The sequence below is a fragment of the Halobacillus seohaensis genome (assembly GCF_042663045.1).
Taxonomy (GTDB): domain Bacteria; phylum Bacillota; class Bacilli; order Bacillales; family Halobacillaceae; genus Halobacillus_A; species Halobacillus_A seohaensis.
The window spans coordinates 56,471-68,167 of sequence record NZ_JBHSZV010000053.1 but is presented as its reverse complement, the minus strand read 5'-3'; the positions used below and the strand labels follow the sequence as shown (position 1 = coordinate 68,167).

Genomic DNA, 11,697 nt, shown 5'->3' with positions numbered 1-11,697 from the left:
AAAGTTAATGAATACCTTCTTTCCAACACCAGATGTAGTGGAAGAAAAAGAAGAGGAACCAAGCACTGAGGTTGAAAATGTGGAAGAAATCGTTGATGGACTGATCCATCAAATTATTCAAAATAGTGCTCATCCCGCTATGAAACGTTATGAAAAGATTGAATTGATTCAATTTATGGATGAAAAAGGTATTTTTTCAATGAAGGGATCTATCGATAAGGTTGCAGATTCATTAGGCATATCAAAGGTCACTGTTTATAGCTATTTAGATGAAATAAAAAATAAATCAAGGTAAGGAGAAAAAAATGAAAAGTATTTTTGAAGTAGAAAACCTAAAATCAAATGGCCATTATGCACTTGCGACTGTTCATGATGACATCGTCTATGTTTCCGGACAATTTTCAATTGATCCAGAAACTCGCGAAAGGAAATATGGTTCCGTAGAAGATGAAACAATACAAGCACTTAATAATATGGAATTGATTGTAGAAGCAGCTGGAAGTAAAAAAGAGCAAATATTGCGTATGACATTATACATTCCTGATGTGGAACTATGGGATAGGGTAGATGCTGTTTATAAAGAATTTTTCGGAGAATATAAACCGGCTCGTACGGTGGTACCCACAAATAAATTACATTTTGGATTTAAAATAGAAGTTGATGCCATCGCGTATATATAAATTTTTTTGAATCTGGCATATAAAAAAATCTATTATATATAAAAAATCTAAAGGATGGATGAAAGATGGAACAATATATTTGTAATGATTGTGGAAAAAAGCATGCTATTACGCCCGTTATATGGAAATGTACGTGTGGCAGTTTATTAAATTTGGAAAAAGATACTCCTACAATAAATGTGGAATCATGGAATCGCTATCCGAACTCATTATGGCGTTACTTAGAAACCATGCCATTCCAAAAGGAATCAAATACTTGGAAGTCTATAACAATGGGAGAAGGTCAAACCCCCTTAATCGTTCTAGATTCTCTTGAACCAAATACTTATGTAAAAGTTGATTATATGATGCCTACTTTATCATTCAAAGACCGTGGAGCAGTTGTTCTAATAACAAAAGCAAAAGAATTGGGGAGCCTAAAAGTCATAGCAGATAGTAGTGGGAATGCTGGGACTGCTATTGCTGCCTATGCTGCACGTTGTAATATTGCTTGTGACATTTATCTCAGTGATGAAACGTCTCCCAAGAAAATTGTACAAGTAAAATCTCATGGAGCCACGATTAAACAAATACAGGGGACTCGGGAAGATGTTGCAGCAGCTGCCCAACAAGCGGTAAAAGAAGAAAAAGTCTTTTACGCAAGTCATGTATATAATCCTTTTTTTTATGAAGGAACGAAGACGTATGCCTACGAAATTTACGAGGAATTGAATGGCGCACCCGATACCTTAATTATTCCTGTTGGGAACGGAACACTTCTACTAGGTGCCTACTATGGCTTTAAAGAGTTATTTTCCAATGGATTAATTAGTAGAATACCGAAAATTATTGCTATCCAAGCAGCAAATTGCTCCCCACTCATAGAGGCCTTCAATAATGGGGATTTAAAAGCTCCCCCAGTTACGAATAAAGGTACTATGGCAGAAGGGATTGCTATTGCAGCACCAGCTCGCTCCTCTCAAATTTTAGAAGCTGTACGCAAGACTGATGGTGATTTTATCACCGTTGAAGAAGATGAAATTCTGAGTGCCCGTGAGAAACTTAGTGATAAAGGCTTTTATGTTGAAGTAACATCAGCGGTAAATTATGCTGGCTACTTAAAATATAAGAAAGACCCAAAAGAAAAAATAATTGTCCCCCTTTGTGGCGCAGGAATTAAATCGGGATGACTGCTCTTATCCTTAGTTCCATGTACTAGCATGACCCTAGGGAGAAAAGAGAAGCTAGATGAAAGGTGTAGGAGGGGTGACGATGAAAAGTAAGCCAACCATTAAGATAATTGCAACAGGTGGAACGATTGCGGGAGCTGGATCTTCAAGTACAACAACCACTGGCTATAAACCTGGTACCGTAACTATTGAAGAATTATTAGAGGTAACACCGAACTTAAGCGATTTTTCCAATATATAAGTAGAACAGTTGTTTAATATTGACAGTGTGAATATGACAACAGAACGTCTATTGGCGTTGAGTAAATACGTAAATGAAACATTGTTAGATGAAGAAGTAGATGGCGTTGTAATCACACACGGAACAGATACACTGGAAGAAACAGCATACTTTTTACATTTAGTAATTAAAAGCCATAAACCAGTCGTAATAGTTGGGTCAGTTAGGCCAGCAACAGCAATCAGTGCAGACGGTCCGTTAAATCTCTACAATGGTGTGAAAGTGGCTTGTGAGCGCCAAGCACATGGCAAAGGTGTATTGGTTGTCCTAAATGACAGGGTTGGTTCTGCACGGTACATGGCGAAAATGGCTACTACAACGGTCGATTCGTTTAGAGCTCTTGAACAAGGTTATATAGGTGCGATTGTAGGAGGGGAAGTACACTTCTATTATAAAGATATTACTAAGCTCCATACAATAGAAACAATTTTTGATGTAAACTTATTGGATCATTTGCCTAAGGTATCAATTATATATGCTCATCTAGGAGATGATCGGTATTTATATGACGCAGCCGTTCAGTTAGGTGCAAAAGGAATTGTTGTGGCTACGGCCGGAGGTTATACCATTTCTAAACCAGCAGAGGACGGAATTCAAGATGCTCTGAAAAAGGGTGTTGTGATCATACGATCAGTTTAAGAAAGTTAATTTCCCCACAAAAAAACAACCGCAACAACCTGCGATCGCTTTACTTCGGTCTATTTTTTCTTTTTTCGATTTCCTTTTTGATCATCGGTACACCTTTTTCTTTAACCGCTTTTTTCACTTTGGGATTATTCAGCAGTTTTGCAACCTTCGTCAATTTTGACATGATTCGTACCTCCTATTTATCATCACGAGATAAACATAGCTGATTCACTTTTTATTATAACCTATTACCTGTCCGATATAAAACATTTCCCTTAGTCGCCTCTTTAGGCAACCCATTCCTCTCATTTCTAAATGCAAATTATCTTGATACTGAGTTTTCATGTATAGGGGGCGATTGTTCAATATGAGCACTCGCTTTCGCTACCGAGTAATTGGGTAAGATTCAGTTTCGAGATAATAACCAGTTTTGAAGCTAAAGTAGATAGATTTTGTAAGTTTTTAGTGAGGGCTATCTGTAGAGGAGATTTTCGTATTATAGAATGCTCTAACAATCCATTCGGTGTAAAATTAACTGAAGAAATAAATAACCTTAACTAGATTTACTCAAAAAGGAGATGTATCAAATGACTGTGCTTGTATTTAGTGGGTTATCTACACTTATTTTATTGGGCGCAGTATTAAGCTATATTGCAGCTAAGCGAGGTTTGATGAAAAATAAAAAAGTGTTAGAAAATGTAGTTTTAGCAAGTTGCTTTATTTTGGTCTTTGGTCTCATTAGTGCATTGTTATGGTTTAAGTATGCAGGACCAATCAATGAATTCTTATTATTTGGGGGAATGCTCTCCATAATTGCAATCACTTTAATTTGTATAGTCATTGTTACTGTAATTTTATTAGTAAGGAAAGGGAAATTTATTCAACCTGAAAAATAGAATCATTTTGTTTACTAAGGTTGGTTTTCTTAATAGTTATAGTGATGGAAATGTCTCGAATTTAAGTCTTAATGAAACGGGGGCTTTAATTTAACAAACTTCACGAACAAAAAGACCTTCAATATACATCATTTTATACATTGGTGATAATATTGAAGGTCTTATCAAATACCAAATACAAAATGAGCATCAAATTGATGTGTAATTTAATGCTCGCTTTATAATACATTTTTTTGTTTTTATTCCAAAACCAAACGAATTACTGTAATACAGGTTGTCTTTTTATTATGTGGTCTCTCCGTCAACAAGCGTGACGTCAAGAATAGTGTTCCCTGAGGCTGCGACATCTTTATTCTCAATTTGGTTAATTAAAGAAGAACATAACATCTGTCCCATTGCATCTATAGGCTGTTTAATGGTCGTTAATTTAGGAACGTGCAGCATTCTAGTAAAGCTATGATAGTCATATCCTACAATCTTTAAGTCTTCTGGAATGTTGATGTTGTGCTTAGTGGAATAGTGGTAAAGTGTATAGGCCATAATATCATTGCTGCAAAAAACCCCATCGTACTCTCCCAATCTTGATGCAATTTCTTTTTCTATGAAATTCCAATTATCTTCAAAAGTGGCTTTCACATGGGCACCTTCGATAAAATTCCATTCGACTCCGTTCTTGATACAACCCAGTTGAAAGGCATCATTACGGCGGTTAGCTAGAAGCTCATACTCCAGTGGTCCTGAGATATGAAGGATTTTTTTACAGCCCTTATCAATTAAATGCTGTGTTGCAATCTCTCCACCTTTATAGTTATCCCCGGCTACATAAGGGATGGTAGGAGAAAGGATACGGTCAAAAGAGACAACTGGCATTCCAACATTACGATAGGCATCGACATCTAATGTGTGACTGCACATAATAATTCCATCTACTCTGTTTTGTCTAAGCATGCTTATATAATTTAATTCCTTCTCTTTGTCTTGTAAGGAGTTGCAAAGGAGGAGTTTATAATTCTTCTCACTGGCATATGATTCAATCCAATGAATCAATTCAGAAAAAAGTGGATGGGCAAGATCAGGTACAATGACACCTATTACATAAGACTGATTCTTCAGTAGAGATCGTGCGATTTGATTGGGTTGGTAATCCAACTGCTTCATTGCATCCTCTACTTTAATGCGCGTTTCCTTTCCTATATACCCTCTGTTATTCATTACTCGAGAAACAGTAGTAACAGAAACTCCTGATAACTTCGCAACATCTTTTATACTAACCATCATGTTCCCTCTCCTATCTATTAGCCTTCAAACCGTTATTTGTTTTTCTATTATAACAAAGTGAATGACTTGATGATATGTTAATCGTTTTCATATAAATAAGGTAATAATTACTTACTAATCATTAGTGTTTAAAGGGGGGTTGTTTTTAATCTTGTTAGTTTAATAGGAATTTATATGTTTTATGTGTGAAAACGATTGACATATATCTGTGATGTTATATAATTTTATAAAAGCGGTTACATTTTTTTAGGATTATCAATTCTAGATTCGATGCGTTGTAGGATTAAGACAAAACATTCAATTTTTGAGAGGGGTATGACATGAATAAAAAAATTCTTAGTTGTTTATTTTTGGGGAGTGTGCTGTTAGCTGGGTGTTCCTTTTCTTCTAGTGGGTCGGGTTCGTCAGAGGATCAAATTAATATTGAAATTTATCAAGGTAAAGTAGAATTTAATGATCAATTTGAGAGTCTTGCTAAGGAGTATGAGAAAGATAATCCTGATGTAAACATTGAAATTACAAGTGTTGGCGGTGGCTCTGACTACGCAGCCTCTCTTAAATCAAAATTCTCTGCGGGGGATGAACCTCAAATATTCAGTATCGCTGGTCCTACAGAAGCGGAGCAATATGGGGATTATTTAACGGATTTATCAGATACTAAGGCGGCTGAATTAGCCCTAGAAGGTACTTTAGAGGGAGTGACTAAAGACGGCAAGGTGCAAGGTCTTCCTTTCAACCAAGAAGGGTACGGGTTAATTTATAATAAGGAAATATTTAGTGAGGCAGGAATTGATCCTGAAGAAATTCAGTCATATGAAGACTTGGAACGTACAGTAGAAGAGCTTGATTCCCAAAAAGATGAATTGGGTATTCAAGAAGTTTTTGCATTTCCAGCGAAAGAGCAGTGGGTGCCAGGGAATCACTTATCAAATGCATTCATCGCTCCAGAATTTAATCAAAACGTATTAGATTCCTTTAATGCAGATACGGTTAGTTTTGAAAAAGGCGAAGAATTCAAAAGAATGGTAGATCTGCAGAATGATTACTCCATTCAGCCTACATTGAGCTTGGATTATTCCCAACAGGTTGAAGAATATTTTTCATTAGGTGAAGTGGCGATTATCCAACAAGGAAACTGGATTTATCCGTCTGTTGAACAAATGGATCCTGAATTCGCAGAAAGTAACATGGGAATCATTCCTATTCCTGTAGAAGGGTTTGAAGGGAAAATACCTGTAGGAATTCCTAACTATTGGGGAGTTAATAGTAATAGCGATGAAGAAGTAATACAGGCTTCTAAAGACTTTTTAGATTGGATGTATACATCTGACATCGGAAAAGAAACTGTAGTAAATGACTTTAATTTTATTCCAGCTTATGAGGGATATGATAGTTCTAAAATTTCTGATCCACTTTCTAAAGAGATCTATGAGTACTCTTCTGAGGGAAATACAATTGGGTGGGTCTTCCTCGGATACCCAGGAGCTTGGGGTGATACTTTAGGAGCGAATATCCAAAAATATTTAAGTGAAGATATGACGTGGGAAGAAGTAGAAGAAGAGTCGAGAAAAGCTTGGGAAAAGGCAAGAGAATAACTATTAGCAATCTATCTAACTGGTCTGAATAATTATTCAGTCTGGTTAGTTTTTTTTATGATAGAAAAAGGTTTTTAATATTCTTACTAAGCCTCTTTACTTCCTTCCTTTTTCCGATTATGATGGTGAAAGAGTATTTTGAGAATGATTATCAATTACAATGGAGGTTTGGCTATGAAAGTTTGGAAGTTTTTTGTTATGTCCTTAATGTTTGTCTTTGTCGTAGTTCTGTCGGCATGCGGAACAGTGGGGGAGGACAATGCATCAGATGGTAACAGTAGTGAAGATAGTGAGTCGACAGATGAGGATACACGTGTCATTGAGCATGAAATGGGAGAAACGGAGATATCTGGGCAACCGGAGAACGTGGTAGCCTTAGAATTTTCCTTTGTCGATAATTTAGCATCTCTTGGTGTGTCGCCTGTAGGGATTGCTGATGATGACGATGAGGAACGGATCATTGAACCTATTCGAGAAAAGATAGGGGATTATACGTCGGTAGGTACGCGTAAACAACCATCGTTAGAAGTGATTAGTTCGCTTCAACCAGACTTGATCATCGCTGATATGAAGCGTCACAAAGATATATATGATCAGTTATCTGAGATTGCTCCAACTATTATTCTTCCGTCATTAGCTGCAGATTATGATGGAATTATTGACAGCTTTGAGACTGTTTCTCTTGCGTTGGGAATGGAAGATGAAGGTCAGGATGTGCTAGCAGATCATGAAGAGAAAATGGAGGAACTACGGGCTAGTGTTCCAGAAGATGAGAATCGGACGGTACTGCCTGCTGTGGTTGCAGACAGTGGATATTTTGCCCATAACATGGAGTCTTACACAGGTTCATTACTTGAGTCGATCGGTTTAGAGAATGCAATTCAAGATGGCGATGATCGATATAATAAAATTAACCTGGAACAAGTAGTCGAATTTAATCCTGATGTTATGTTCCATATGGCTACCGGAGAAAACACTGTCGTGAATGAGTGGGAAAGTGAAGAGCTTTACCAGAATGTAAATGCAGTGAAAAATGATGAAGTATACGAGGTGGATCGTAATATGTGGTCGCGTTTTCGTGGTTTGATTTCATCTGAGAAAATTTTAGAAGATGCGGTAAATTACTTATACGAGTAATCGCATTACTTAGATAACATGCCATTTGTGGACGTTATTAATTTAAACATTTAAAAGGGCTCCGTCGATTTTGACCGAGCCCTTTCTCATTTTCACTGCAAAAACCACTACAAGGATCGGAAAATATGAAAATCAGAATGTGATAGAGTAGATTGAAAACGAACGGAAAGCAGGAGTATTTATGGGAGACCAAGCATCATTTAAACATCAACAATCGCATACATATAAGATTTGGTTAACGTTTGTCCTAGCGATCTTGCTGTTATTTGTTAGTTTTATAGCGAGTTTAAGTATTGGGGCCTACCGTATTGATTTTTTAAGCGTAATTACGTATTTGTTTCATCATGATGAAAGTGAACCCGCTTTGATTATTCACTCAATCCGCATGCCCCGCGCCATTATCGGTATGATTATTGGGGCTTGCTTGGCGATGGCGGGAGCGATGATGCAGGCGATTACAAACAATCCTTTAGCCTCTCCACAAATTTTTGGTATTAACGCAGGGGCATCGTTAATGGTGGTAATTACTGTTGTCTTATTCCCGGATTTCTCGCCGACTTCGATTGTTTACTTTGCTTTTGTAGGAGCGGCCCTTGGTGGGTGTATCGTCTACTATATGGCTTCTACAGGAGGTGGCATGACGCCTGTGAAATTGGCCCTATCGGGGATTACTATCCATATGTTTCTGTCATCTATTATTGAAGGTATTGTTATTTTTAACGAAACGTCGACGGAGGATGTTCTGTTTTGGCTTGCTGGAGGGATTGATGGGAGAAACTGGACAGATGTTCAAATTATTATGCCTTGGTTCTTAGTGGGACTCGTTCTTGCGTTTGGGATCTCCCGTTCGCTTACGATTCTTAGCTTAGGTGATGATGTGGCACGGGGGTTGGGTCAAAAGATTGCCCTTATTCGAATAGTCACGGCGATTCTTGTGATTATTCTAGCTGGGGCTTCTGTTGCTATTGCAGGACCAATTGGATTTGTCGGATTAATCGTTCCACATATTGCCCGAAAACTTGTTGGCTCGGATTATCGACTGATTATTCCGGCTTCTGGTTTACTTGGTGGAGTGTTATTGAATATTTCGGACGTCGTTTCTAGGTTCGTTTCCTTTCCGTCGGAGTCACCTGTTGGAATCGTGACAGCACTCATTGGAGCACCTTTCTTTCTTTATTTAGCTCGCAGAGGGGGACGATCCTTATGAACCTCAAGAAATTTAATTCAATTTCATGGCTTGTAGCTTTGAGTATTCTTGTAGTGGTGCTTAGCTTCTTATCTGTAGGTGTGGGGGCTGTCTATATTTCTCCCTCGGAAATCTTTCAAAATTTCTTAGGAGCGGGCACGGGAAATAATGATTTTATCATCATGAATTTTCGATTACCGCGGATATTTATGGCACTGCTTGTTGGCGTAGGACTAGGAGTTTCAGGGGCGATCCTTCAAGGGATTATCCGCAATCCTCTTGCTTCGCCGGATGTAATTGGGATTACGAAAGGAGCAGGGTTAGCTGCCGTTATTGTCATTATTTTATTTCCAGGGTTGCCTTTGATCGGATTGCCAATCGCTGCTTTTATCGGAGCTGGTGTAGTAACTGCAGTCTTATATATGTTTGCTTACCGTCAAGGCGTGCAACCTGCTACACTTGCCTTAGTGGGGATTGCGCTCGGTGCCATTTGCCAGGCAGGGATTCAATTATTAACGGTTAAATTCCCCTTGGAAACGAATGTTGCCCTCGTTTGGCTTACGGGAAGTTTATGGGGGAAAGATTGGACAGATGTATGGCTATTGTTACCTTGGATTGTAGTGCTTTTACCCATTAGTATTGTGTTAGCTTCCAAGCTTGATGTATTAAGTCTCGGGGATGATGTCGCAGAAGGACTTGGGGAATCGGTGCGTAAAGCACGACTCCTTTTGTTAGTGATCGCTGTTTTATTGGCTGCTGCCTCTGTTGCTGTCGTAGGCACTATTGGATTTGTCGGGTTAATCGCACCTCACATAGCTAGACAGCTCGTCGGGAATCGGCATTCTTATTTACTGCCTGCCTCTGCTTTAGTCGGTATGGTTTTACTGTTGTTAGCAGATGGATTGGGGCGTGGTATACTACCTCCTACCGAAATACCCGCTGGAATATTTACAGCAGTGATAGGAGCTCCGTACTTTTTGTTTTTATTAAGAAGGTTGCAAGTGTCGAAGTAGATGTTTAGTAGAATTTCTTTTCTTGATAACGGTTTTTAGTGCGTGTTCAAAAAGACGCCAAATTAGAAGCAAGCAGGTCGAGGCGTCGCTTATCATTTGGTGACTTTTTGAACATCCTCTATTAGGAGGATCCAAACGGAAAGAATAACGTAATAAGTAATCATTTGTTGTATTTTAAAAAGGAGGAGTTTGAACGTGTCTGAAAATCATTGGGATCAACGTTTTTCTGAAGAAGGTTTTGTTTATGGAACAAAGGTGAATAAGTTTGTGGGTGATCATGCTGGGTTGTTGCCCGAGAGAGCAAAGGTGGCGTGTTTTGCTGAAGGTGAAGGGCGTAATGCGATATATTTGGCTGGACTTGGACATGAATTGACTGCATACGATCAGTCCCAGGTGGGTCTAGATAAGATGGTGAAGCTTGCAAGTGAACAGGGTGTGAAGGTCACGCCTATGAAGTTGGATTTGACGAAAGAACGTGTGGGACAGCAGGAAAATGATGCGGCGGTAATGGTGTTTGGTCATGTGCCGAAATCGGACCAGCCATTTTTGATAGAGAACATGTTTGATTCCGTAAAGTCAGGCGGTTTGGTGATGTTTGAAGTGTATTCCGAAGAGCAACTGGAATATGGTACGGGTGGCCCGCCATCAAAGGAATTGCTTTATCATCCCGCAGATGTACTAGATTGGCTGGCCGGTATCCTGGTTATTCATTTTTATTACGGAGAAGCCACTCGTCGTGAAGGTGATCGGCATACAGGACTTGGTCATGTTATTCAGGTGGTTGCTAGGAAGGCATGAGGGGATAGGTCGTAAAAGTGAACAATGACTTCTTAATTTACTGAGCCCGATAAAATCAACGAACGGGCTCTTATTTTTTCTTTTGTCGATATAGATCTAAAGATTTGTATCCTTGCGACAAAATATCGATCATCTGCTCGCGACGTTTGTCCTGCGTTTTCTGCTGTTTAGCGGAGAAAATGTGACGAGCCCAATCTTTCTGATAGCCTGGTGTTAAATTCTGATAGAAGGCAAGTTCTTCCGAATGTTTACTTAATAATCCTTCTATATCCTTTACATTCTCCTCATAATCGGCCACACATTGACTCGCTGCTGGAGACTTCGATGTTTTCTTTTTCTGACGCTTTAATCCGACTACTGTGAAGACGTCATCCATACTAACCATCCGCGAGAATTTGATGTCACTCCCCCTTATGTAACCGTCTTTCTCAATCTTCATAGCCGGAAAAATTTCATCTCGATGGATATAGGTTTCATAGCGTTTATTGCCTTTTTTCGGGTAAGCAAAAAAGAGATAGCCTTTTTCAAGAAGTAGTTGATCTGCTGCGATCCGTTCTGTATGGGTAACCATTTCTTCAACGTTTTCTACGAAGATAAATATCGCATCATGTTTGCTAGATAGATTGGTAGCTTGTTCTGTAAAAACGTCATAGTCATGTGGTTGATTGATCACGGCCAAGTTGTTGTATTGTTCGAGTTTCAGTTTATTGGTGATTGTCATAGTGATCTCCTTTATATTTTTTTTATTATTCTTCAATCATCCAGGTTACTTCTTTTACTTTAAGGAGCTGATTGTTCAATAACAAGAAGGTCCGTTTTTCCCGCCCTCCCTGCTTTATTTTTCATGTAGTGGGCCTGCCTCCAATATAAAAACCGATGACTGAACAACCACACAATCTTGGAATTGAATCTTCCCAATCCTGCCTTGTTAAATAAAAACACCTCATTATGCAATAAATACATATCTTAATTATACATTAAATATAATGATCATACTGTCAAAATCTACATATATTAAATGCTATATACACCCTGTAT

The 11,697-nt window shown here is 38.5% G+C and carries 13 protein-coding genes and 1 pseudogene; 11 read left to right on the top strand and 3 right to left on the bottom strand.

The annotated features are described in order from the left end of the window. From ACFQIC_RS18495 to ACFQIC_RS18475, 5 genes and pseudogenes are all read left to right on the top strand, one after another. Positions 1–295, top strand: a 295-nt coding sequence (locus ACFQIC_RS18495; RefSeq protein WP_390217628.1) for a helix-turn-helix domain-containing protein, incomplete at its 5' end; no start/stop codon positions are given. A 10-nt stretch (positions 296–305) separates the two neighbouring features. Continuing rightward, on the top strand, positions 306–680 hold the full coding sequence (locus ACFQIC_RS18490) for a RidA family protein (RefSeq protein ID WP_204710193.1): 375 nt from the start codon (positions 306–308) through the stop codon (positions 678–680). 65 nt (positions 681–745) lie between these two features. Then, positions 746–1,849, top strand: coding sequence for a threonine synthase (locus ACFQIC_RS18485; protein ID WP_204710194.1), 1,104 nt, complete (start codon positions 746–748; stop codon positions 1,847–1,849). A 58-nt stretch (positions 1,850–1,907) separates the two neighbouring features. Beyond that, positions 1,908–2,516: pseudogene (locus tag ACFQIC_RS18480) on the top strand (asparaginase domain-containing protein); the annotation flags it as partial. A 57-nt stretch (positions 2,517–2,573) separates the two neighbouring features. Next, positions 2,574–2,768 (top strand): hypothetical protein, encoded by a 195-nt coding sequence (locus ACFQIC_RS18475; RefSeq protein ID WP_390217630.1) that lies wholly within the window; start codon positions 2,574–2,576, stop codon positions 2,766–2,768. A gap of 49 nt (positions 2,769–2,817) precedes the next feature. Here ACFQIC_RS18475 and ACFQIC_RS18470 read toward each other — a convergent pair whose 3' ends face one another. Next, positions 2,818–2,940, bottom strand: a complete 123-nt coding sequence (locus ACFQIC_RS18470; protein WP_390217626.1) for a hypothetical protein — start codon at positions 2,938–2,940, stop codon at positions 2,818–2,820. Positions 2,941–3,343: 403 nt separating this feature from the next. On the opposite strand from ACFQIC_RS18470, the gene ACFQIC_RS18465 reads away from it, so the two are divergent. Beyond that, positions 3,344–3,652, top strand: coding sequence for a hypothetical protein (locus ACFQIC_RS18465; RefSeq protein ID WP_204710197.1), 309 nt, complete (start codon positions 3,344–3,346; stop codon positions 3,650–3,652). A gap of 285 nt (positions 3,653–3,937) precedes the next feature. Here ACFQIC_RS18465 and ACFQIC_RS18460 read toward each other — a convergent pair whose 3' ends face one another. Next, positions 3,938–4,927 carry a LacI family DNA-binding transcriptional regulator gene (locus ACFQIC_RS18460; protein ID WP_204710283.1) on the bottom strand — a complete coding sequence of 330 codons (990 nt, stop codon included), beginning with the start codon at positions 4,925–4,927 and terminating at the stop codon, positions 3,938–3,940. Between the two features lie 323 nt (positions 4,928–5,250). Between ACFQIC_RS18460 and ACFQIC_RS18455 the strand changes: the two genes are divergently transcribed. The 5 genes from ACFQIC_RS18455 (at position 5,251) to ACFQIC_RS18435 (ending at position 10,659) form a co-directional block, all read left to right on the top strand. Further along, on the top strand, positions 5,251–6,525 hold the full coding sequence (locus ACFQIC_RS18455; RefSeq protein WP_204710198.1) for an ABC transporter substrate-binding protein: 1,275 nt from the start codon (positions 5,251–5,253) through the stop codon (positions 6,523–6,525). A 174-nt stretch (positions 6,526–6,699) separates the two neighbouring features. Next, entirely contained in the window at positions 6,700–7,662 is a 963-nt protein-coding gene (locus ACFQIC_RS18450; RefSeq protein WP_204710200.1) for an ABC transporter substrate-binding protein, read from the top strand. A 181-nt stretch (positions 7,663–7,843) separates the two neighbouring features. Further along, complete coding sequence (locus tag ACFQIC_RS18445; RefSeq protein WP_204710202.1) at positions 7,844–8,869, top strand: FecCD family ABC transporter permease; 1,026 nt, start codon at positions 7,844–7,846, stop codon at positions 8,867–8,869. Continuing rightward, positions 8,866–9,861, top strand: a complete 996-nt coding sequence (locus tag ACFQIC_RS18440; protein WP_204710204.1) for a FecCD family ABC transporter permease — start codon at positions 8,866–8,868, stop codon at positions 9,859–9,861. The genes ACFQIC_RS18445 and ACFQIC_RS18440 overlap by 4 nt, the downstream gene beginning before the upstream one ends. A 195-nt stretch (positions 9,862–10,056) precedes the next feature. Beyond that, positions 10,057–10,659 (top strand): class I SAM-dependent methyltransferase, encoded by a 603-nt coding sequence (locus ACFQIC_RS18435; RefSeq protein WP_204710205.1) that lies wholly within the window; start codon positions 10,057–10,059, stop codon positions 10,657–10,659. Between the two features lie 70 nt (positions 10,660–10,729). Here the strand turns inward: ACFQIC_RS18435 and ACFQIC_RS18430 are convergent, their stop codons facing one another. Then, positions 10,730–11,380: a YdeI/OmpD-associated family protein gene (locus ACFQIC_RS18430; protein WP_204710206.1), complete on the bottom strand. Its 651-nt coding sequence runs from the start codon at positions 11,378–11,380 to the stop codon at positions 10,730–10,732. Positions 11,381–11,697 lie beyond the last annotated feature (317 nt).